Genomic DNA, 21187 nt, shown 5'->3' on the forward strand with positions numbered 1-21187 from the left:
CGCGCCGGGCGCCCTGAGACCCCCCCCCCGCCCCCCGCGCGCCGCCCCCCCCGCCGCCCCCCCCCCCCCCCCCCCCCCCCCCCCGCCCCCCCCCCCCCCCCCCCCCCACCACCCCCCCCCCCCCCCCCCCCCCCCCCCCCCCCCCCCGCTTCTGCATTCACCCGCGTGCGTCCTTGGGCAGGCGCCGCACCTTCGCTCGGCGACGACGCCGCTCCGGGATCATGGAGCGCATCTCGTCGAGCTTGCCGAAGCAGAGCAGGCGATCGCCCGCCTCCAGGACGACGTGCTTGCGCGGATTCGGGATGACCGTGACGCCGCGGTGCAGAGTCAGCACGGTGATGTCGCGATCCCACAGGCCGAGTTCACCCAGTTGCTTGCCCACCTGCTCCGCCCCCGAGTGCATGAGCAGCTCGGCAACGCCGTACCCGGTCGACACGCTCAGCCGCTGGCGGACGTCGATCTCTGGGAAGGCGACCTGTCCGGCGATGTAGTCGATGATCGCGCCGGCGACGTCGAGATTCGTCGCCTGCTCGATGCCCTGCAGCCCCGGCGACGAGTTCACCTCCATGACGAGCGGGCCATCATCGCCCTCCAGCATGTCCACGCCGGCGACGCGCAGTCCCATGATCTGCGCCGAACGGACGGCCGTCTGCTCGTAGATCGGGTCCAGCTCGACCGGTTCGACCGTGCCTCCGCGGTGCACGTTCGAGCGGAACTCGTCGCCCGCCGCCACCCGGCGCATCGCCGCGACGACGCGGTCGCCGACGACGAGGGCACGGATGTCGCGCCCTCGGCTCTCCGCGATGAACTTCTGGATGAGAACGTTCTGCTTCGTCGAATGCAGGGTCTCGATGATCGCTTCGGCGACCTTGACCTGCGGAGCGAGGATCACGCCGATGCCCTGCGTTCCTTCGAGGAGCTTGATCACGACCGGAGCCCCTCCGACCAGCTCGATCGCTGGCCGCACGTCTGCGCGATTGCGCACGAAGGCGGTGGCGGGCATCGCGATGTTGTGCCGGGACAGGATCTGGTTGGCACGCAGTTTGTCCCGCGCCTGTGAGATGCCGTTCGCTGTGTTCGGCGTGTAGACGTCCATCTGCTCGAACTGGCGGACGACCGCGGTCCCGAAGTACGTGATCGAGTTGCCGATCCGCGGAAGGATCGCGTCGTAGTCGCTGAGCCGGCGTCCTCGGTACTGCAGGTCGGGTTGATCCTCGGTGAGATCGATCGCGAACCGCAGCGTGTTGAGCACCTTGACGTCGTGTCCGCGCTGCAGCGCAGCCGTACGCAGCCGCTGGGTCGAGTAGGCGTGCGGCGCACGAGAGAGAACGGCGAGCTTCACAGAGATTTCCTGCCAGGATGTAGAGCATGAGTCGGACACCCCATTCAAACACCCTCACGGGGTGGCGTGAATGGGTCAGCCTTCCGGATGCCGGAGTCGACTGGATCAAGGCCAAGATCGACACCGGTGCGCGCACTTCGTCCCTGCATGCCTACGACGTCGAGGAGTTCCAGCGCGAGGGCGAGGACTGGGTCCGCTTCCGCGTGAAGCCGTGGCAGGAGAGCCACGCCGACGCCACGATCGTGGAATGCCCCGTGCACGACAGGCGACGGGTGCGCAGCTCGTCCGGCCACCAGCAGGACCGGATCGTCGTCCTGCTGGCGATCCGTCTCGTCGATCGGCTCGTCGTCTCGGAGGTCACGTTGAGCAATCGCGACGAGATGGGCTTCCGGATGCTGATCGGGCGCGAGGCTCTGCGCCGCGGCTTCGTGATCGACCCGGCGCGCTCGTTCCTGGGCGGTCGTGCGCCGAAGGAGATGCGCAGGCGCAACCGGGGGCGCAGCTGATCGCTGTGTCAGGCGCGCAGCAGGATCGTGCCGGCCGCCTTGTCGTGCAGTCCGCGCTGATCCTGGTCCCAGATGACGGCCGGGATTACCACGACCAGCAGGAGCGTCCGGACGATCGGACGCCAGAGACCGGGCCACGCGCCGTCGGCGCGCATCACGCGCAGCCCGACGATGCGGTGGCCGGGGCTACCGCCCAGCGTCGGGATGAAGACGATCTGCAGCACTGCGAACACGATCATGGGCGCGAACATCGTGACGCCGGCCTCGGCGGGGAGCGCGAACTGGTCGTAGCCGAAGAACGCCGTGGCGAGGATGGTGGCGGCCGCGTAGTCGATGACGAGAGCGGCGATCCGTCGGCCGATGCGTCCCATGCTCCCGGATCCGGTTTCGGGAAGCCCCAGTCCTTCGCCCGGGTAGGTGTTCGCAGCATCCGTCACACCCTGATTCTACTGAGCCGCCGTAACATGCCGGAAACATTCAGGACACGGCAGAGAAACCCCGCCACCCTAGCCTTCACGAAGACCTCTGGTCCCCAACCCGCGTTATCAGGAGTGATACATGTTCACTGATTCATCCGAGGTGCTGAGCTACATCAAGGAGAATGACGTCAAGTTCCTTGACATCCGCTTCACCGATCTGCCCGGCGTTCAGCAGCACTTCAACATCCCCGCGTCGACGGTCGACGAGGACTTCTTCACGGACGGTCAGCTGTTCGACGGCTCCTCGATCCGCGGCTTCGCGTCGATCCACGAGTCCGACATGCAGCTCATCCCCGACGTCACCACCGCGTACCTCGACCCGTTCCGCGAGGCGAAGACCCTCGTGATGATCTTCGACATCTACAACCCCCGCACCGGCGAGATCTACTCGAAGGACCCGCGTCAGGTCGCCAAGAAGGCCGAGAAGTACCTCGCCTCCACCGGCATCGCGGACACCGCGTACTTCGCCCCCGAGGCCGAGTTCTACATCTTTGACGACGTCCGCTACTCGGTCACCGCAGGCGAGAGCTTCTACAAGGTCGACTCCGAGGAGGCCGCGTGGAACACCGGCCGCGAGGAGGAGGGCGGCAACCTCGCCAACAAGACCCCGTACAAGGGCGGCTACTTCCCCGTCTCCCCCGTCGACAAGACGGCGGATCTCCGCGACGACATCACGCTCAAGCTCATCGACGCGGGGTTCATCCTGGAGCGTTCGCATCACGAGGTCGGCACCGCCGGTCAGCAGGAGATCAACTACCGCTTCGACACCATGGTGCACTCGGCGGATGACATCCTGAAGTTCAAGTACATCGTCAAGAACACCGCCGAGGAGTGGGGCAAGGTCGCGACCTTCATGCCCAAGCCACTGTACGGCGACAACGGCTCCGGCATGCACACGCACCAGTCGCTGTGGAGCGACGGCAAGCCGCTGTTCTACGATGAGGCCGGTTACGGACAGCTCAGCGACATCGCCCGCTGGTACATCGGCGGCATCCTCGCGCACGCCCCAGCGCTGCTCGCCTTCACCAACCCGACGCTGAACAGCTACCACCGCCTCGTCAAGGGCTTCGAGGCACCGGTCAACCTGGTCTACTCGGCCGGCAACCGCTCCGCCGCGATCCGCATCCCGATCACCGGCTCCAACCCGAAGGCCAAGCGCATCGAGTTCCGTGCTCCGGATGCTTCGGGCAACCCGTACCTCGCCTTCGCCGCGCAGCTGATGGCGGGCCTGGACGGCATCAAGAACCGCATCGAGCCGCACGAGCCCGTCGACAAGGACCTCTACGAGCTTCCCCCGGAGGAGGCCAAGAACATCCCCCAGGTCCCGAACTCGCTGCTGGACTCGCTGGATGCCCTGCGTGAGGACCACCAGTTCCTCCTCGAGGGCGGCGTGTTCACCGAGGAACTCATCGAGACCTGGATCTCGTACAAGATCGAGAACGAGATCCTGCCGATCGCGCAGCGTCCGCACCCGTTCGAGTACGAGCTCTACTTCGGAGTCTGACGACAGCCGAACGCGCTTACCGAGAACCCGCCTCAGCAGCCGCTGAGGCGGGTTCTCGCGTCTGAGCGGGCGCATGTCGGGGAATAGACCGCCTGCAGTCCCGATTGTCTCCGGTATGAGCCAGAACGCACCGGAGCGGACGACGCTCGTCTTCGACGTCCTCGGCACGCTGGTGGATCAGACCGGAAGCCTCGAGCGCGAGGTCGAGGCGGCCACCGGCTTCGACGCAAGCTCCGTCTCCGATCTCGTCCGGCGCTGGCTCGAGTACGTCACCTCCCAGGAGCAGGCCATCACCGCAGGACAACGGGCCTTCGCGCCCAGTGAAGTGCTGGATGCCGAGGCGCTCGCGAACCTGTCAGTGATCGGCTTGGTCTCCCCCGACGTGCCCGCCCGGCTCGACGGCGCTTCGGAACGCCTCTCACTCTGGGACGACACGCTGGACGGCATGAGCGCGCTCGCGACGGAGAACGCCGTCTTCGGACTGTCGAACGCCAGTAGACGTGTACTCACCGACCTGAGCGCTGGCACAGGCATGCGATGGCACGGGTTGCTCTCCGCCGAGGATGCCCGTGTCTACAAGCCGGATCCGGCCGTGTACCGGCTCGCGCTCGCAGATGTCCCGACACGCGTGGCGCCGCCGATCATGGTGGCGGCGCACGCGTGGGATCTCCGTGCGGCGAAGGCCGCCGGGATGCGCACCGCCTACGTGCCGCGCCCGAACGGCGATCCCCCGTTGCCGCGCGAGCGATTCGACATCCACGCCGTCGATCTCGAGGACCTGGCGGTGCAGCTGCGACGCTACTGATCCACTGACGATGAGTCGCCGACGGCGTCGAGATCGAGGGCCCATTCATTGCTTCTGAGAGGGGCGCCGCGGAACTCACCGTCCACCGCCCCCATGAGCGTGAAGCCGTTGCGCCGGCACACGCCGTTCGAAGCCGGGTTCTCGACCGAGGGGAATGCGGTGAGGTAGCGCCCGCGACCGGGCTGCCGTCGCGCCACCTCGATCACCATCGACAACGCTCCGGAAGCGACGCCATGCCCCTGGAAATCCGGCAGGACGAACCAGCCGGATTCCAGAGCCGGTTCACCGCGCCACTCGGTCGACCAGCACCCGATCGACCCGAGTCGACGATGCTCAACGTCCTCGATCACGAAGACCCTGGCCTCGCCGGTCTCCTCGTACCGCAGGTAGCGGGCGTGGCGATCGTCCACCTGATCCTCGGTTTCGGGCCCGTTGAGGTTCGCCGTCATCTCGGGGGTGTTCGCGGCGCGCAGCAGGTCTGCGTCGCCTGTGGACCACGGTCTCAGTCGGAGGTCATCCATCCACGAATCCTGGCACGGACCTCCGACAGCGCATCAGCGCACCGTGAGCGCCGCCGGTTGGACGCGCACCGTGAACTCCGACACCTCGCCGATCTCCTCGCCGTCGATCTCGAAGATCAGCGGCTTCTCGAGGCGCACACCGATGCGCTCCGCCGTCACATGATTCGTCGAGTCCGTGCTGACGGCGACGGCCTCACGGTCGAACATGCGCCGGATCCCGTTGTCCCACACCACGGATCGGACCGTGTCCATCCACTGCAGCGCGCCGTCGGCGCTGACCAGCAGGAGATCCAGTCGCCCGTCGTCGAGCACGGCGTCCGGCAGGAGACGGATGCCGCCCTGCAGCATCCCGCAGTTGCCGATCAGCAGCGTGTGGCCGCGGACCTCCTGCGCCTCGCCGTCGTCGATCGTCAGGGTGATGCCGGTCATCTCGGTGCCGGCCAGAGCCCGTCCCATGGCCTCGACGTACGCGAGCCATCCGGCGCGATCCTTCAGGTCGTCGTCGGTCTCCACGAGCATCTGGGCATCCACGCCGAAGCCCACCATCACCGCGAACGCCCGTTCGACGCCGTCGATCTCCACCCAACCGAGGTCGATGCTCCTCGATTCGCCCTGCGCGATGCGCTCGAGCGCCGCAGGGATGTCGTCGAGCGGCACCTCGAGGTTGCGCGCGAGCAGGTTGCCGGTCCCGCGTGGAACGATGCCCAGCGCGGCATCCGAACCCGCCAGAGCCTCCGCAACGGCACGGACCGTGCCGTCGCCGCCGACCGCCAGAACCGTGTCGCATCCGGCCGCCAGGGCCTTCTCCGCCATCCCCCGCCCCGGATCGTCGATGCAGGTCTCCCACCACTGGACCTGATCGCCGAGAATCGCCTCGACGGCCGAGCGCAGTTCCCCCTCTTCGACCTTGGACGGATTCCAGACGACGCCGATCGTGTTGCTCATGCTCTCAGCCTGGGTGCAACCGACCGATATGGCAACTATCCGTAGAAGAGCTCCTCGAACACGCGGCGCGCGCGGCGCGTGACGCCGAGATAGTCCTCCTCGACCTCGGTGGCCGAGCGATCCGGATAGTCCAGCAGCCGGCCGATGCCGTCGAGCTGACGGCGATCCGACGGGAGCACGTCGCTGGTCTGCCCGGTGAGCAGTGTGATGGCCGACCGCAGCCTGCTCGCCAGGCGCCAGGCCTCGCGCAACCGGTCGGCGCCGTCGGCCGGCACGAGATCCGCGGCGACCGCGGCATCCAGGGCCTGCAGCGTCGATGTCGTCCGGAGACCCGGCACGTCCGAGGCGTGCTGCAGCTGGGTCAGCTGCACGAGCCACTCGACGTCGCTGAGCGATCCGGGACCGAGCTTCAGATGGCGGCGCGGGTCGGCCCCCTGCGGCAGCCGTTCGCCCTCGACGCGCGCCTTGATGCGCTTGATCTCGCGCAGCCCTTGAAGATCGATCTGAGCCGGATACCGGACGCTGTCGGCGAGCAGCAGGAAACGCTCGATCAGGCGGGCGCTCCCGGCGACGCCCCTGGCACGCAGCAGCGCCTGCGCCTCCCAGGACAGCGACCATCGGCGGTAGTACTCCGCATACGCATCCAGCGTCCGCACGACGGGTCCGTTGCGACCCTCCGGTCGCAGATCCGCATCCAGGTCCAGTGGCACGCGCTGATCGGCGAGGTGCTCTCGCAGGCCGTTCACGAGCTTGACCGCGAGCTGCTGAGCCCGTTGCGGATCGACGTCGTTCGCCTCGTAGACGTACAGGATGTCGGCGTCAGATCCGAAGCCGAGCTCTGCCCCGCCGAAGCGCCCCATGCCGATCACGGCGAAATCGAGACTGTCGTCCTCGAGCGGAACCACCTCGCGCCTGACCGCGCGCAGCCCCGCCTGGATCGTCGCGTCCGTGATGCCGGTGAGCGCGGTCGCGATCTCCTCGATCGTGAGCACGTCCAGCACGGCCCCCATCGCCGTGCGCAGCAGTTCGCGGCGCCGCAGACTCCGCACGGCGCGCAGCGCATCGGCCGTCTTCTCGTGCCGGGTCTGGATCGCCCTCGCCTCGTCGTCGAGCGCGGCTTCACCGCGGGGACGCAGCGACTCCGCGCTGTCCAGCCACGCCACGGATTCCGGAATCCACTCCATCAGCTCGCCCACGTACCGCGACGAGGACAGCAGCTTCGTGAGGCTCTCGGCCGCACCCGAGGAGTCGCGGAGCATGCGCAGGAACCACGGGGTGTCGCCGAGGCGCTCGCTGATCCGACGGAACGCGATCAGACCGTAATCCGGATCCGTGCCGTCGGCGAACCACCGCACCATGACCGGCATGAGATGACGCTGGATCGTCGCCTTCCGGCTCACGCCCTTCGTGAGGGCGCCGATGTGACGGAGGGCGCCGGCCGGGTCCCGGAAGCCGATGGCCGCGAGACGGTCGTGCGCCTGCGAGGTGGAGAGGCTCCGCTCCTCCTCGGGAAGCGACGCGACCGCCGTCAGCAACGGCCGGTAGAACAACCGGGTGTGGATGTCGCGGACCTCGCGACGCACCCGCTCCCACAGCGACCACACGCCGGCACCGGAGTCAGCGAGCCCCGTGGCGCGTGCCAGCACGCGCAGCCCCTCCTCGGTCCGCGGCATGAGGTGCGTGCGCGAGAGCTCTCGCAGCTGCAGCCGATGCTCCAGCAGCCGCAGCGTCCGGTAGTGCTCACCGAACGCAGCGGCTTCCGCCCGTCCGATGTAGCCGCCCTCGACGAGCGCGTCGAGGGACTCCAGCGTTCCGCGCGTGCGGATCGACGGGTCGGTCAGGCCGTGCACGAGCTGCAGCAGCTGCACCGTGAACTCGATGTCCCGCAGTCCGCCCTCGCCGAGCTTGATCTGGTAGGCGGCGTCGTCCGGATCGATGTGGGCCGTGACCCGCTCGCGCATCCGCTGGACGCTGTCGACGAAGTTCTCCCTGGCGGCGCTCGACCAGATCTTCGGCTGCACCGCCTCGATGTACGCGGCGCCGAGGTGCGCATCGCCCGCGAGCGGTCGTGCCTTCAGCAGCGCCTGGAACTCCCAGCTCTTCGCCCAGCGGTCGTAGTAGGCGAGATGCGAGCCGAGCGATCGCACCAGTGCGCCCTGCTTGCCCTCGGGGCGCAGCGCGGCATCCACCTCCCACAGCGGCGGTTCGATCTCGATGCCGGACAGTCCGCGCATGGTCTCGCGTGCCAGCCGCGTGGAGATGTCGATCGCACGGCTCTCCTCCACGACTTCCTCATCGGCGGTGCCGCCGACGAAGATGACATCGACGTCGCTGACGTAGTTGAGCTCGCGTGCCCCCGCCTTGCCCATGCCGATGATGGCGAGCCGGGTGGCCGCCACGGTCTCGCGAGACGCCGTCTGCGCGACGCGTGTGCGGGCGATCGCGAGCGAGGCCTCCAGAGCGGCGCCTGCCGCATCCGCGAGCCCGGCGCTCACCGCCGGGATCAGATCGGCCGGACGCGGGTGCGACACATCGGCCACGGCGATCCGTGCGAGCTCCCGTCGATAGGCGACCCGCAGGCGCACCCATGCCTCGTCGTCCGCGGAGTCGGCGAATCCGTCCTCGGCTCCGACGGCTGCGAGCATACGGCGGCGCAGTTGTGCGGCGTCGGGCACGCCGACGGTCAGTTCGGACAGCACATCCAGCGCTTCCGGATGCCGGAGGAAGAAGTCCGCCAGCCCGATCGACGCGCCGAACACCGCCCAGACGCGCACCCTGACCTCGTCGACGCGCAGCAGCGCGCCGACCGCGGAGCTGTCGCGGCGCGCGATCCGGAGCATTCCGGACAGCGCGGCATCCGGATCGGCGCCCCGCGCGGCACCGTCGACGAGGGCCGCTCGATCGACGCGGGTGAGGTCAGCGAGTTCGGTGAGGGACTGCGCGGCCGCGCTGAGCTCGGTGAAGCCCAATCGCGCCAACGCGGACAGCGAGACGGAATCGACCGGCCGTGCCATGCGTCGTCAGAGCAGCTCGAGGTTGCTCTTCAGCTCGAACGGGGTCACCTGGCCGCGGTAGGCCTCCCACTCGCGACGCTTGTTGCGCAGCACGTAGTTGAAGACCTGCTCCCCCAGCGTCTCGGCGACCAGTTCGGAGCGTTCCATGTACTCGAGCGCGTGATCAAGGCTCGCGGGCAGCGCCTCGTAGCCGAGCGCGCGGCGTTCTGCGTCGCTGAGCGCCCAGACGTTGTCCTCGGCCTCCGGAGGCAGCTCGTAGCCCTCTTCGATCCCCTTGAGGCCGGCGGCGAGCATGAGCGCATAGGCGAGATACGGGTTGGCCGCCGAATCGAGACCGCGGTACTCGACTCGGGACGAGCCGCCCTTGTTCGGCTTGTACATCGGCACCCGGACGAGCGCCGAGCGATTCGCGTGTCCCCACGTCACGAAGCTCGGCGCCTCGTCGCCGCCCCAGAGCCGCTTGTACGAGTTGACGAACTGGTTCGTGACCGCCGCGATCTCGTTCGCGTGCTTCAGCAGACCGGCGATGAACTGCCGGCCGGTCTTGGAGAGCTGGTACTTCGCACCCTCCTCGTAGAACGCGTTGCGCTCGCCTTCGAACAGCGACATGTGCGTGTGCATGCCGCTGCCGGGGTGGTCGCTGAGCGGCTTCGGCATGAACGTGGCGTACACGCCCTGCTCGATCGCGACTTCCTTGATCACGGTGCGGAAGGTCATGACGTTGTCGGCCATGGTCAGTGCGTCCGCGTAGCGCAGGTCGATCTCGTTCTGGCCCGGCCCTCCCTCGTGGTGGCTGAACTCCACCGAGATGCCCAGGTCCTCCAGCATCCGCACCGAGCGGCGACGGAAGTCGTGCGCCGTGCCGCCGGGGACGTTGTCGAAGTATCCGGCCGAATCGACCGGGACGGGGCCCTCGGGACCGAACGTCGACGACTTCAGCAGGTAGAACTCGATCTCCGGATGCGTATAGAACGTGAACCCGGCATCCGCGGCCTTGGCCAGGGTGCGCTTGAGGACGTGGCGAGGATCGGCGACGGCCGGCTGCCCGTCCGGCGTCGTCAGATCGCAGAACATGCGGGCGGTCGGATCGATCTCGCCGCGCCACGGCAGGGTCTGGAACGTCGTGGGGTCGGGCTGCGCGAGCAGATCCGACTCCGACGTGCGCGTGAGTCCTTCGATGGCGGAGCCGTCGAAGCCGATGCCCTCCGCGAACGCCCCTTCGACCTCGGCCGGCGCGATCGCGACCGACTTCAGTGTGCCGATGACATCCGTGAACCAGAGACGGACGAACTTGACCCCGCGCTCCTCGATCGTGCGCAGAACGAAGTCCCGCTGCTTGTCCATCCCCATCGTCAAGAATCCCACCCGTTCTCTGCTGCTTCTTCTTCAGCCCACGCCGCTGCTCGCCGCTTGACGACCTCAGGGGCGTCGGCCGCTTCCTCCGCCGTGTCGAAGGGCCCGATGCGGTCCGGCGACGGCGAGATCATGCCGAACTCGACCTCGCCGGTCACGGAGTTGTACCAGTACTTGTGATCGTTGTCCGGCATGGCGGATCCCTTCGTAAGCTCCTGTCACGATCCTACTGTCGCCCGGCGCGCTGGGTAGGCTATTGCTCATGGCAAAAGCGATCGGCGTCGACATCGGCGGCACAGGTATCAAGGCAGGCATCGTCGACCTCGAGCACGGGAACATGGCGTCCGATCGCGTGCGCGTTCCCACCCCCGAAGGCGCGTCCCCGCAGGACGTCCTGATCGCAGTGCAGACGGTGCTCAAGACGCTCGATGTGCACGAGTCGACCCTGCCGCTCGGCGTCGCGTTCCCCGCCATCGTGAAGCGCGGGAAGACCCTCTCGGCCGCGAACGTGTCCAAGCAGTGGATCGACTTCGACGCGGAGCAGTTCTTCCGCGACGGCCTGCAGCGCAACATCGTGTTCGTGAACGACGCGGATGCCGCGGGCGTCGCCGAGGCGCGTCACGGGGCAGCACGGGATGTCATCGGCCTCACGCTCATGACGACGCTCGGCACCGGTATCGGCTCGGCGTTCCTCTACAACGGCGTGCTCGTCCCGAACACCGAGCTCGGGCACCTCAACTACGGCTCGTACGACTCGGTCGAGCGCTGGGCCGCGACGTCTGCTCGCGAGCGCGAAGGCCTCACGTGGGAGCAGTGGGCGGAGCGCCTGCAGGAGTTCTACTCCCACATCGAGTTCCTGTTCAGCCCCGACCTGTTCGTCGTCGGCGGCGGCGTGTCGAAGAACGCCAGCGACTTCCTCCCGCTGCTCGACCTCAAGACGCCGATCGTCCCGGCGATCCACCGCAACAACTCCGGCATCATCGGCGCCGCCTCGCTCGCCGGCGACTAGGACCAGAACGCCGAAGGCCTCAGCATCCTGTTTCGGGATGCTGAGGCCTTCGGCGTTCTGAGGTGAATGGGTCGGCCTGTACGCCGGGTTCTGTTCCGGGGTTCTTCGCCCCTTCGACGGTCATCTCTCTCGGCGGCACGTTGCCGTGACGCTCCAGCGGCCTACCCGAGGACTCGGCGAGCCGCGTCATCATCCCCTGTCTGGCCTTGCTCCGGGCGAGGTTTACCTGGCGGGCCGTGTCACCACGGCCCCCGGTGGTCTCTTACACCACCCTTTCACCCTTACCCCTTGCGGGGCGGTCTGCTCTCTGTGGCACTGTCTCGCGGATCACTCCGGGTGGGTGTTACCCACCGCCCTGCCCTGTGGAGCCCGGACGTTCCTCGGTGCGGTCTCCCGCCACGCGACCGTCCGGCCGGCCCATTCACATCATTCAGTCTACTTCTCGGCGGTCTCAGCCACTCGCAGATCCAGCGGCACGTCCAGCGGGAAGGAGCCGAACAGACGCTGCGTCGCGACCGCCGCGGCTTCGCGCACGGCATCCGCCGCCTGCTCCGCCGCCTCGGCGGGCACATGCAGGATCACCTCGTCGTGAAGGAAGAAGGCGAGATGCGCGGCCTGCGCGAAGGGTCCGGATGCCGAGGCCGGCGTCGCGGCGCCAGGCAGCGCCTGCAGCCGATGCCGGATCTCGGCCAGCCAGATCAGCGACCACTCGGCCGCCGTCCCCTGCACGACGAAGTTGCGCGTGAAACGACCGCGTTCACGCGCACGCCGCTGCGCCTCGCGGACCAGCGCAGGCGTGGCATCGGCGCCGCTCGCGGTGGCCTGAACGGCCAGCCACGCACTGGAGGGCTTCGGCGAGGAGCGCCCCAGCCATGTCGAGACGACTCCCCCGTCCTCGCCGGTGCGGGCCGCTTCGTCCACCAGCCGCATCGCCTTCGGGTAGACCTTGCGCAGTCGCGGCACCAACCGACCGCTGTCCCCCGTGGTGGCGCCGTACATCGCACCGAGCACGGCGTACTTCGCCTCCTCCCGGCTGGCCACCGCTCCGGAGGCGACCACGCCCTCGTACAGGTCGCGCCCTCTCGCGGCCTGAGCCATGGCCTCGTCCCGCGCCATCGCGGCCAGCATCCGGGGTTCGAGCTGCGCGACGTCGGCGACCACGAGCCTCCAGCCCGGATCGGCGCGGACGGCCGGACGGAGCATGCGCGGCAGCTGCAGCGCCCCGCCGCCCGCGGACGCCCATCGTCCCGTGACGACGCCGCCGGGGATGTACACGGGGCGGAAGCGGCCGTCCCGCACCCAATCGGAGAGCCAGGTCCACCCGTTGGCGCTGAGCAGCCGGGACAGCTTCTTGTACGCCAGCAGCGGTGCGACGGCGGGATGATCGTACTCCGCCAGTTCCCAACGGCTCGTAGACTCGGCCAGCACGCCGACCCGGTGCAGCGCGCGCAGCACCTTCTGCTGGCTGTCGAGATTCACCTGCGCGTCGCCGAGCTCGGCACGCACCTGCTGCGCGAGCTCCGCCATCTTCGCCGGCACGCCGCCTGCACGCCGCTCGCCGAGCGTGTCGACGAGGATGCGCTCGTGCGTCGCCTCGTCCCACGGGACACCGCCCGCGCGCATCTCCTCCGCGACGAGTCCTCCAGCCGATTCGGCGGCGCACAGCAGCGCCAGACGCCCGTCCGGAGCCGTGGACAGTGCGCGCAGCTGCGCGCGGTACTGCATCAGTACGTCGTCGACCGCATCGTGCGCGGTGTCGGCGGTCAGCGCGTCGAAGAGCGTCGGCGGCTCGATGTCGGTCGCGGCCGGCATCCACGCGCGCGACGAGGCGAGCGGCTCGGAGAGCAGAGCCGTATCGCGGAGGATCGCATGACACAGGACGAGATCATGCGTTCGGGTGAGTGCGACTCCGGCGTTCAGCAACGACGGATAGACCTCCCGCGCACTGCGGATGACCCAGCGGGGACTCGATGCCGCCTCCGCCGCTGCGATCCAGGCTGGAGCCGCCTCACGGTCGATCGCATGCCGTTCGAGCTCAGCGCCCTGCGCATCCAGTTCCACCGCGGCATACGCACCGCCCGTCTCGACGAGCGCGATGCGGCGTTCAGCGCTGCGCGACACCGTACGGGGCGCGCACGGGCGTCACAGCCCGGATTCCTCGGTGCGCACGAGGATGCAGCCGCACTCGGGACACGAGGCGACGTGATCGGCCGGAGCCTGACGGATGGTGGTGAGGTCGATGCCGGAGAGCATCATCCGGCATCCTTCGCAGGTCCCTGCGCGCAGGAGTGCGGCTCCGGTGGTCCGGGCGGCACGCCGGGTGTAGTCCGCGAGCAGCGCGGCGTCGATGCCCGCCACGATGGCCGCGCGGTCGCGCGCGAGGTGCTCGCCCTCGGTCGTGGCCGCGGCGATGCCGGCCTTCGCCTGCTTCGTGAGCTCGGTGCCCTCGGCGGTGGTGGCTTCGATCAGCTTCTGCTGAGCCGCGACGGCGGCTTCCGCCTCTTCCACGCGCGCCATCACCTCGAGCTCCTGATCCTCGAGGTCGCTGGTGCGCCGCGCGAGGCTCGCGAGCTCGCTCTCGAACGCCTGCGCATCCTTCGAGCTCGTCGCAGCGGCAAGGCGCTCGGCGTCGCGAGCCCGCCGCTGCTCGACCACCGCGACGTCCGCTTCCAGACGACGCAGGTCCGCCACCGCGTCGTCCCGCGTGCCGGCCAGAGCGGTGAGCTCTCGCAGCTGCGCCTGCCGGATGGCACTGAGTTCGTTGATGCGTGCGGCGTTCGCCGGCTGAGCACGGGCGCGCTCGGCCTGCTGGATGCGCCGATCCAGGTCGGCGACGTCGAGGAGGAGGCGCTGCTGTTCGGGGCTGGCGTTCACGTTCCCAACCTAGTCGCTGTCGACGACATCGTTCAGCCCGGTACTCCGTCGACGTACAACCACGCGCGTCCTTCCCGCACGAAGCGGCTGCGCTCCCGCATCGAGCCGGCGACCCCGCCCTCGCGGAAGAACGCCTCGAACAGGACGACACCGTCCCGGTCGAACGGACCGCCCCGCGTCGTCTCGAGCACGTCGAGGCGCGTCCACCGGATGCCGTCGTCGAGGTCGAGGTCGACGGGACGCGTGGACGGATGCCACGTTCGCAGCAGGTGGGCCGCGTCTCCGCGGGCGAACGCCGTGAAGCGCGAGCGCATCAGACGCTCGGCCGTCGGCGCCGCGCCCCCGTCGAGGATCGGACCGCAGCAGTTCTCGAATGTGTCACCGGACAGACAGGGGCAGCGCATGGATCCATTGTCGTCATTAGGCTGGAGGAACGCGTTCGACGAAGGAGATCCGATGACCTCGCTGCCCACGTTCACCGCCCACAACGGCTTCGCTCTGCCCGCGATCGGCCTCGGCACGTACGGCCTGAGGGGCGCCCGAGGTGCAGCCGCCGTCTCGGCGGGAATCGATGGCGGGTACCGGCTCGTCGACTCCGCGTTCAACTACGAGAACGAGGGCGCCGTCGGACGCGGAGTCGCGGATGCGGCGACTCCACGCTCCGAGGTGATCGTGACCTCCAAGCTTCCCGGACGCCATCACGCGACCGCCCAGGCGACGTGGAGCATCGAGGAGAGCCGTGATCGCCTCGGCCTCGACGCGATCGATCTGCACCTCATCCACTGGCCGAACCCGAGCCAGGACGAGTACGTGCAGGCCTGGAGCGCTCTCGTGGACGCGCAGCAGCGCGGGGTGGTCCGCCAGATCGGCGTGTCGAACTTCCTCCCCGAGCACCTGGAGCGCCTCGAGCGGGAGACCGGAGTGCTCCCCGTGGTGAACCAGATCGAACTGCACCCTTACTTCCCGCAGACCGAGCAAGTGACCTATCACCGCGAGCACGGCATCCTCACCGAGGCATGGAGCCCGCTCGGGCGCGCCAGCGACCTGCTCCAGGAGTCCGTGATCATCGAGATCGCCGCAGCGCACGGCATCACCCCCGTGCAGACGATCCTCGCGTGGCACGTCGCCCGCGAGGTCGTCTCGATCCCGAAGGCATCGTCGCCCGAGCACCAGCAGAGCAATCTGGCCGCGGCATCCGTGGTCCTCGAGGATGCCGAGGTGGAGGCCATCACGGCACTGGGCCGTCCAGACGGCAGGCTCTTCGACGCCGACCCGCGCACGCACGAGGAGTCCTGACCTCACGCCGCGGGAAGCGCCTCGCGGCGGTCATCGGCGCGGCGCTCCGGACGCGACGGCAGCAGCGCTCCGATCGCGATCAGGATGCCGGCGACGACGAGCGCTGCCGCCTGGGTGTACCCGGTTCCCGGCGGGACGTCCCAATGGCCGCCCACGATCACGAGCCACAACGCGTACTCCGTGAGGTGGTTCATCCCGATCACCAGCGCGAGCGCGCACACGCACAGCACGCGCTCGACGATCGAGCGTGCAACCGCGAACCCCCCTGTCGCCAGCCCGATGCCGATCAGCCAGATGATCTGGAGCGGCACGAGGTGCGCGGGCTGGCCCATTGTCGCGTAGCAGAGCTCGCTGGTCGGGTCGCCGGTGCACGCCTGCCAAGTGGCCCAGGTCAGGAAGAGGCCGAGGATGCCCAGGCCGATGAGGCCGAGCGCGATGCCCATCGCGGCGCTGCGGCGGAACACCCTCATGTCAGGACCCCCGATCCCTCACGCGGCGGTTCGCGCGGCGCTGGCACGAACGTACCGCGTGCACGACGCTGCGGCCAGGGGGCCCACTAGACTGGCAGGACCAGGGCCTTTAGCTCAGCTGGTAGAGCGCCACGTTTACACCGTGGATGTCGTCGGTTCGATCCCGGCAGGGCCCACCACAGGTGCATGGGCAGGACTACCCATTGTGTTCATGATCATCCGCGTCTTACAGTCTCCGCGGGAGGTCCCACATGGGCATGATGCTGCCGAATGAACTCATCTGGATCATGGAGAAGCTGGGCTTCGAGTGGCCGGATGTCGATGAGGACGAGCTGCGCCGCGCCGGCGACATCATCGGCACCTTCACCGGCGAGCTCGAGGGCCGCATCCAGGCCGTTGATCGGCAGATCAACGGTGATATGGCCGCTGCGATGCGCGGACAGGCCGGACCGGCCTTCGTGGCCGCATGGAACTCCAATCGGTCCGGCAACCTGCAACAGCTGCTCGACGCGCTTGGACCGGCACCGGTCGGACTGGATATCGCAGCAGGCGTCGTCGTCGGCCTGAAGGTGAAGGTCATCGCCGACATCACCACGACCGCGATCGCGCTGGTCGCGATGCTGACCAATCCGATCACAGCTGCGGGATCCGGCCTGATGCTGATCGCGAAGAAGAAGCTTCTGAACGCGGCGGTCGAGATCGCCCTCGAACAGGCCCTGGAGCAGATCCTGCCGATGGTGATCGAACCACTGGTCGAACAGCTTCCCGGTCTGGTGATGGCCGCGCTGGACGCGCCGTTGGTCGAAGGCGCCGTGGGCGACTCGGACGAGTTCTACGCGGACCTGCAGGCGCTCGAACAGGCCGAATCCGATCTGGACCTGCATGCCTCTGACATCGACGAGCTGATCGAGCGCCTCGGCACCGACCTCGCCGGCCTGAACATCACGGGAGACTGAACGATGGGAAGAGTGGGAGACGTGCTCGCGCGTCCGATCCTGAAAGCGCTCGACGACGCGGCGCCGAACCTCAAGGCGCTGGCCGACGTCCCCCGGAAGCTGCGCTGGAAGTCGCGGGGCAATCAGACCGGCGTCAGATCGATCGACCGCTACGACGCCGATGCGACGCATGCCGACATCTCGATCCGGCGGTTCAACCGGAATTCCGACCACCGTCCCGAGCAGTTCAACGATCAGCTGAACGAGCAGATCGACACGCTGGAGAACACGTCGATGGCGGATTGGGTCCTCAACCGCCTGGACTACCTCAGGAACGGGCGTCCCCACGACTCGACCGTCATGCAGGAGCTCACGCGAGACGCCGCGCGTCACGAAGCGCTGCTCGAGATCATGCGGGACAACCCGGGTCTCGACGAAGGGACAGCTGTCCGTCTCGTCGACCAGTGGATGGACACGCAGGCCGCGCTGCACCGTCTGGACGGCATCGCCGGCGGCGACGTGACCGACGTCCCTCGCGTGGGTGATGCGAACGTGAACTCCTCTCTCGGAAGCCAGTGGAAGGATCGCGTCGAGGATCTCGACGCCGCGGTGATCGAGTTCATCCGGAACAACCCGGGCGTCGACCTCAGCACCGTCTACATGAACATTCACTTCATATAGGTTGAGACAATGATCGAGATTTCGGACTTCGTGTCCCACGGCCCGGTCGAGTCGGACGTCATCGAGGCCTATCGGTCGCGAGTGCCAGACGATGTGATCGAACTGTGGGAGGCCTACGGCTACGGCACCTTCGCGTCCGGTTTCATCCGCGTGATCAATCCAGCGGTCTACGAAGCAGATCTGGCGGCTTGCATCGGCAAGACGCAGGCCGACGGCATCGCGATCCCCATCATGGTGACCGGCCTCGCCGATCTCATCACCTGGGAGCCGAGCGTCGGGGTCGTGGCGCTGAAGTACCGGGAGGGGCGCGCCGCCGGCCTCAGCCAGACGCTGACCTCGTTCCTGGAGCTGCTGAAGCTGGCGCCGAACGCGATGCTGTCCCGATCTCTCAGCTGGGACATCTTCCCGCAGGCCGTCGAGGCACACGGCGAGCTGCCGTACGACCAGTCGTTCACCTTCGTGCCGCTGCGTTCGCTCGGTGGGCCCGAGAAGGTCGAGAACCTGCACAAGCGCGAGACGATCGCCGCGATCCAGGTGATGGTGGAGTTCCAGGGCGTCATCGGTCACTGACCCCTCTCCGTCGGGCCCGGTGCGCGCCCGGGTCGTGGAACAGGGCTAGGCTGTTGGCGGCGCGCGTTGTGCAGAGCCGACAAGGCTCCCCGTGTCGCTTCCCGTTTCCTTGGCAAGACCTGCCAGCTTGACGAAAGGCTCCACCGTGACCGTCCACGATCAGGATCCGTACTCCCAGGGCTCTCTCGACAGCGATCCGGAAGAGACCGGCGAATGGCAGCAGTCCCTCGACGAGCTCGTCGACGCCAAGGGCCACGGCCGCGGGCGCGAGATCATGCTCAGCCTGCTCAAGCGCTCCAAGGACCTGCACCTCGGCGTGCCGATGGTGCCGACCACGGACTACATCAACACCATCGCCACCGAGAACGAGCCGGCCTTCCCCGGCGATGAGGAGCTCGAGCGCCGCTACCGCCACTGGATCCGCTGGAACGCGGCCATCACGGTCCACCGTGCGCAGCGCCCCGGCATCGGCGTCGGCGGTCACATCTCCACCTACGCGTCGGCGGCCTCGCTGTACGAGGTCGGCCACAACCACTTCTTCCGCGGTCAGGACCACCCTTCGGGCGGCGACCAGATCTTCTACCAGGGTCACGCCTCCCCCGGCATGTACGCCCGAGCCTTCCTCGAGGGACGGGTCACGGAGTCGCAGCTCGACGCGTTCCGCCAGGAGAAGTCCGGCGCGCCGAACGGCCTGCCCTCGTACCCCCACCCGCGGATGATGCCGGAGTTCTGGCAGTTCCCCACGGTGTCGATGGGTCTCGGTCCGATCAACGCGATCTACCAGGCGATGACGAACAAGTACCTCGCCAACCGCGGCATCAAGGACGTGGCGGACTCGCACGTGTGGGCATTCCTCGGCGACGGCGAGATGGACGAGGTCGAGTCCCGCGGGCAGCTCCAGGTCGCGGCCAACGAGGGCCTGGACAACCTCACGTTCGTGATCAACTGCAACCTGCAGCGGCTGGACGGCCCCGTCCGCGGCAACGGCAAGATCATGCAGGAGCTGGAGAGCTACTTCCGCGGCGCCGGCTGGAACGTCATCAAGGTCGTCTGGGGCCGCGAATGGGACGACCTGCTCGCCCGCGATACCGATGGTGCGCTGCTGAACCTCATGAACGTCACCCCCGACGGCGACTTCCAGACGTACAAGGCCGAGAACGGCGCCTACGTGCGTGAGAACTTCTTCGGTCGCGACGAGCGCGCACTGAAGCTGGTCGAGGGCTACAGCGACGACGACATCTGGCGCCTGCGCCGCGGCGGTCACGATTACCGCAAGGTCTACGCCGCGTACAAGGCCGCGATGGAGCACAAGGGCCAGCCGACGGTCATCCTGGCGAAGACGGTCAAGGGCTATGGCCTCGGCCCGCACTTCGAGGGACGCAACGCGACCCACCAGATGAAGAAGATGACGCTGGACGACCTCAAGCTCTTCCGCGACACGATGCACATCCCGATCACGGACGCGCAGCTCGAGGCCGACCCGTACCGCCCGCCGTACTACCACCCCGGCGCGCAGGACGAGACGATCCAGTACATGCTGGACCGCCGCCGGGATCTCGGCGGGTTCCTCCCCGAGCGCCGGAGCACGCACGTCGACCTCGCCCTCCCGGAGGACAAGGACTACGCGCTGCTGAAGAAGGGCTCTGGCAACCAGGAGGTCGCCACCACGATGGCGTTCGTCCGCATGCTCAAGGACCTCATGCGCGTCAAGGGCTTCGGCCAGCGCATCGTGCCGATCATCCCCGATGAGGCGCGCACGTTCGGCATGGACGCGTACTTCCCGACGGCCAAGATCTACAACCCGAACGGCCAGAACTACACCTCGGTCGACCGTGAGCTGCTCCTCGCCTACAAGGAGAGCCCGCAGGGCCAGATCATGCACGTCGGCATCAACGAAGCCGGTGCGACGGCTGCGCTGACCGCGACTGGCACGTCGTACTCCACACACGGCGAGCCGCTGATCCCGATCTACATCTTCTACTCGATGTTCGGCTACCAGCGCACCGGCGACGCCTTCTGGGCCGCCGCGGACCAGATGGCGCGCGGCTTCGTGATCGGTGCCACCGCCGGACGCACCACGCTGACCGGCGAAGGCACCCAGCACGCCGACGGCCACTCGCCGCTGCTCGCCTCCACGAACCCCGCGACCGTGACGTACGACCCGGCCTTCGGGTACGAGGTCGCGCAGATCGTGCAGGCCGGACTCGAGCGCATGTACGGCGGGACGCATTCGGACCCGAACGTCATGTACTACCTGACGGTCTACAACGAGCCGATGAAGCAGCCGGCGGAGCCGGAGGATGTCGATGTCGACGGCATCCTCAAGGGAATCCACCGCATCTCGGTCGGCGAGGGCGACGGGCCGCGCGTCCAGCTGCTCGCCTCCGGCGTCGGAGTGCCGTGGGCGCTCGAGGCCCAGGAGCTGCTGGCCAGCGACTGGGGCGTCGTCGCCGACGTGTGGTCCGTGACCAGCTGGACCGAGCTGCGCCGCGACGGCCTCGCCGTGGACGAGCACAACTTCCTGCACCCGGAAGAGGAGCCGCAGGTCGCGTATCTGACCCGGAAGCTCGGCTCGACCGAGGGACCGATCGTCGCGACGAGCGACTTCATGCACGCGGTGCAGGATCAGATCCGCAAGTGGGTCCCCGGCGACTACTACACGCTCGGCGCCGACGGCTTCGGGTTCGCCGACACCCGCGCGGCGGCGCGTCGTTTCTTCAAGATCGACGGACCGTCCATGGTCGTCCGCGCGCTGCAGGGTCTGGCCGATCAGGGGCGCCTCGACCGCTCCGTCATCGGACAGGCGATCGCGAAGTACGACCTGCACAACGTCAACGCCGGCTCGAGCGGGAACGCCGGCGGCGAGAGCTGAGCCGGATGTGA

General features: G+C 68.1%; 20 protein-coding genes, 1 tRNA gene and 1 other RNA gene. 10 read left to right on the forward strand and 12 right to left on the reverse strand.

Annotated features, from left to right (window positions below; all coding sequences use genetic code 11):
- Positions 1-157: 157 nt before the first annotated feature.
- Positions 158-1342, reverse strand: coding sequence for a RimK family alpha-L-glutamate ligase (locus tag M2317_RS00005; RefSeq protein ID WP_429456146.1), 1185 nt, complete (start codon positions 1340-1342; stop codon positions 158-160).
- Positions 1343-1368: 26 nt separating this feature from the next.
- On the opposite strand from M2317_RS00005, the gene M2317_RS00010 reads away from it, so the two are divergent.
- Complete coding sequence (locus M2317_RS00010; protein ID WP_429456148.1) at positions 1369-1848, forward strand: ATP-dependent zinc protease family protein; 480 nt, start codon at positions 1369-1371, stop codon at positions 1846-1848.
- A gap of 8 nt (positions 1849-1856) precedes the next feature.
- On the opposite strand, the gene M2317_RS00015 is transcribed toward M2317_RS00010, so the two are convergent.
- Positions 1857-2219, reverse strand: a complete 363-nt coding sequence (locus tag M2317_RS00015) for an RDD family protein (protein WP_429457613.1) — start codon at positions 2217-2219, stop codon at positions 1857-1859.
- 187 nt (positions 2220-2406) lie between these two features.
- Here M2317_RS00015 and glnA point away from each other — a divergent pair, with 187 nt between their 5' ends.
- Together glnA and M2317_RS00025 are read left to right on the forward strand one after the other, a co-directional pair.
- The gene (glnA, locus tag M2317_RS00020) at positions 2407-3831 is read left to right on the forward strand and encodes a type I glutamate--ammonia ligase (RefSeq protein ID WP_429456150.1); all 1425 of its coding nucleotides are present in this window, start codon (positions 2407-2409) and stop codon (positions 3829-3831) included.
- 115 nt (positions 3832-3946) lie between these two features.
- Positions 3947-4636, forward strand: a complete 690-nt coding sequence (locus M2317_RS00025; RefSeq protein WP_429456151.1) for an HAD-IA family hydrolase — start codon at positions 3947-3949, stop codon at positions 4634-4636.
- Here M2317_RS00025 and M2317_RS00030 read toward each other — a convergent pair.
- The 5 genes from M2317_RS00030 to M2317_RS00050 are packed head-to-tail and all read right to left on the reverse strand — an operon-like array spanning position 4630 to position 10663.
- Positions 4630-5157, reverse strand: a complete 528-nt coding sequence (locus M2317_RS00030; RefSeq protein WP_429456153.1) for a GNAT family N-acetyltransferase — start codon at positions 5155-5157, stop codon at positions 4630-4632. The two genes, M2317_RS00025 and M2317_RS00030, sit on opposite strands and share 7 nt — an antisense overlap.
- 33 nt (positions 5158-5190) lie before the next feature.
- On the reverse strand, positions 5191-6102 hold the full coding sequence (locus M2317_RS00035; RefSeq protein WP_429456155.1) for a diacylglycerol/lipid kinase family protein: 912 nt from the start codon (positions 6100-6102) through the stop codon (positions 5191-5193).
- Between the two features lie 35 nt (positions 6103-6137).
- Positions 6138-9116, reverse strand: coding sequence for a bifunctional [glutamine synthetase] adenylyltransferase/[glutamine synthetase]-adenylyl-L-tyrosine phosphorylase (locus M2317_RS00040; protein ID WP_429456157.1), 2979 nt, complete (start codon positions 9114-9116; stop codon positions 6138-6140).
- Between the two features lie 6 nt (positions 9117-9122).
- Positions 9123-10460: a glutamine synthetase family protein gene (locus tag M2317_RS00045; protein ID WP_429457615.1), complete on the reverse strand. Its 1338-nt coding sequence runs from the start codon at positions 10458-10460 to the stop codon at positions 9123-9125.
- An 8-nt stretch (positions 10461-10468) separates the two neighbouring features.
- Positions 10469-10663 (reverse strand): SPOR domain-containing protein, encoded by a 195-nt coding sequence (locus M2317_RS00050; RefSeq protein WP_429456159.1) that lies wholly within the window; start codon positions 10661-10663, stop codon positions 10469-10471.
- A 68-nt stretch (positions 10664-10731) separates the two neighbouring features.
- Here M2317_RS00050 and ppgK point away from each other — a divergent pair, with 68 nt between their 5' ends.
- On the forward strand, positions 10732-11478 hold the full coding sequence (ppgK, locus tag M2317_RS00055; protein ID WP_429456161.1) for a polyphosphate--glucose phosphotransferase: 747 nt from the start codon (positions 10732-10734) through the stop codon (positions 11476-11478).
- A gap of 63 nt (positions 11479-11541) precedes the next feature.
- On the opposite strand, the gene rnpB is transcribed toward ppgK, so the two are convergent.
- The 4 genes from rnpB to M2317_RS00075 form a co-directional block, all read right to left on the reverse strand.
- Positions 11542-11898: RNase P RNA component class A (rnpB, locus tag M2317_RS00060), an RNA gene on the reverse strand.
- 15 nt (positions 11899-11913) lie between these two features.
- A complete protein-coding gene (locus tag M2317_RS00065) occupies positions 11914-13599 on the reverse strand; it encodes a bifunctional 3'-5' exonuclease/DNA polymerase (protein ID WP_429456163.1) in 1686 nt (561 codons plus the stop codon).
- Between the two features lie 21 nt (positions 13600-13620).
- Positions 13621-14352: a zinc ribbon domain-containing protein gene (locus tag M2317_RS00070; protein ID WP_429456164.1), complete on the reverse strand. Its 732-nt coding sequence runs from the start codon at positions 14350-14352 to the stop codon at positions 13621-13623.
- Positions 14353-14384: 32 nt separating this feature from the next.
- Positions 14385-14756, reverse strand: coding sequence for a YchJ family protein (locus M2317_RS00075; protein ID WP_429456166.1), 372 nt, complete (start codon positions 14754-14756; stop codon positions 14385-14387).
- Positions 14757-14808: 52 nt separating this feature from the next.
- Between M2317_RS00075 and M2317_RS00080 the strand changes: the two genes are divergently transcribed.
- On the forward strand, positions 14809-15648 hold the full coding sequence (locus tag M2317_RS00080) for an aldo/keto reductase (RefSeq protein WP_429456167.1): 840 nt from the start codon (positions 14809-14811) through the stop codon (positions 15646-15648).
- Positions 15649-15650: 2 nt separating this feature from the next.
- On the opposite strand, the gene M2317_RS00085 is transcribed toward M2317_RS00080, so the two are convergent.
- Positions 15651-16118: a hypothetical protein gene (locus M2317_RS00085; RefSeq protein ID WP_429456169.1), complete on the reverse strand. Its 468-nt coding sequence runs from the start codon at positions 16116-16118 to the stop codon at positions 15651-15653.
- A gap of 103 nt (positions 16119-16221) precedes the next feature.
- Here M2317_RS00085 and M2317_RS00090 point away from each other — a divergent pair.
- From M2317_RS00090 to aceE, 5 genes are all read left to right on the forward strand, one after another.
- A tRNA-Val gene (locus tag M2317_RS00090) sits at positions 16222-16297 on the forward strand.
- A 78-nt stretch (positions 16298-16375) separates the two neighbouring features.
- On the forward strand, positions 16376-17074 hold the full coding sequence (locus M2317_RS00095) for a hypothetical protein (RefSeq protein ID WP_429456171.1): 699 nt from the start codon (positions 16376-16378) through the stop codon (positions 17072-17074).
- A 3-nt stretch (positions 17075-17077) separates the two neighbouring features.
- Positions 17078-17734, forward strand: coding sequence for a polymorphic toxin type 15 domain-containing protein (locus M2317_RS00100; RefSeq protein ID WP_429456172.1), 657 nt, complete (start codon positions 17078-17080; stop codon positions 17732-17734).
- 9 nt (positions 17735-17743) lie between these two features.
- Positions 17744-18304, forward strand: a complete 561-nt coding sequence (locus M2317_RS00105; protein ID WP_429456174.1) for a T6SS immunity protein Tdi1 domain-containing protein — start codon at positions 17744-17746, stop codon at positions 18302-18304.
- A 145-nt stretch (positions 18305-18449) separates the two neighbouring features.
- Entirely contained in the window at positions 18450-21176 is a 2727-nt protein-coding gene (aceE, locus tag M2317_RS00110) for a pyruvate dehydrogenase (acetyl-transferring), homodimeric type (RefSeq protein ID WP_429456176.1), read from the forward strand.
- Positions 21177-21187: the final 11 nt, after the last annotated feature.

It is taken from the genome of Microbacterium sp. ZKA21, from assembly GCF_050434165.1.
Classification (GTDB): Bacteria; Actinomycetota; Actinomycetes; order Actinomycetales; family Microbacteriaceae; genus Microbacterium.

What these genes read in the sequence shown, in the direction of transcription:
- M2317_RS00010 (WP_429456148.1), top strand. Translation starts at nt 1,369, where the DNA reads ATGAGTCGGACACCCCATTCAAACACCCTCACGGGGTGGCGTGAATGG.
- M2317_RS00015 (WP_429457613.1), bottom strand. Translation starts at nt 2,219, where the DNA reads ATGGGACGCATCGGCCGACGGATCGCCGCTCTCGTCATCGACTACGCG.
- glnA (WP_429456150.1), top strand. Translation starts at nt 2,407, where the DNA reads ATGTTCACTGATTCATCCGAGGTGCTGAGCTACATCAAGGAGAATGAC.
- M2317_RS00025 (WP_429456151.1), top strand. Translation starts at nt 3,947, where the DNA reads ATGAGCCAGAACGCACCGGAGCGGACGACGCTCGTCTTCGACGTCCTC.
- M2317_RS00030 (WP_429456153.1), bottom strand. Translation starts at nt 5,157, where the DNA reads ATGGATGACCTCCGACTGAGACCGTGGTCCACAGGCGACGCAGACCTG.
- M2317_RS00035 (WP_429456155.1), bottom strand. Translation starts at nt 6,102, where the DNA reads ATGAGCAACACGATCGGCGTCGTCTGGAATCCGTCCAAGGTCGAAGAG.
- M2317_RS00040 (WP_429456157.1), bottom strand. Translation starts at nt 9,116, where the DNA reads ATGGCACGGCCGGTCGATTCCGTCTCGCTGTCCGCGTTGGCGCGATTG.
- M2317_RS00045 (WP_429457615.1), bottom strand. Translation starts at nt 10,460, where the DNA reads ATGGACAAGCAGCGGGACTTCGTTCTGCGCACGATCGAGGAGCGCGGG.
- M2317_RS00050 (WP_429456159.1), bottom strand. Translation starts at nt 10,663, where the DNA reads ATGCCGGACAACGATCACAAGTACTGGTACAACTCCGTGACCGGCGAG.
- ppgK (WP_429456161.1), top strand. Translation starts at nt 10,732, where the DNA reads ATGGCAAAAGCGATCGGCGTCGACATCGGCGGCACAGGTATCAAGGCA.
- M2317_RS00075 (WP_429456166.1), bottom strand. Translation starts at nt 14,756, where the DNA reads ATGCGCTGCCCCTGTCTGTCCGGTGACACATTCGAGAACTGCTGCGGT.
- M2317_RS00080 (WP_429456167.1), top strand. Translation starts at nt 14,809, where the DNA reads ATGACCTCGCTGCCCACGTTCACCGCCCACAACGGCTTCGCTCTGCCC.
- M2317_RS00085 (WP_429456169.1), bottom strand. Translation starts at nt 16,118, where the DNA reads ATGAGGGTGTTCCGCCGCAGCGCCGCGATGGGCATCGCGCTCGGCCTC.
- M2317_RS00095 (WP_429456171.1), top strand. Translation starts at nt 16,376, where the DNA reads ATGATGCTGCCGAATGAACTCATCTGGATCATGGAGAAGCTGGGCTTC.
- M2317_RS00100 (WP_429456172.1), top strand. Translation starts at nt 17,078, where the DNA reads ATGGGAAGAGTGGGAGACGTGCTCGCGCGTCCGATCCTGAAAGCGCTC.
- M2317_RS00105 (WP_429456174.1), top strand. Translation starts at nt 17,744, where the DNA reads ATGATCGAGATTTCGGACTTCGTGTCCCACGGCCCGGTCGAGTCGGAC.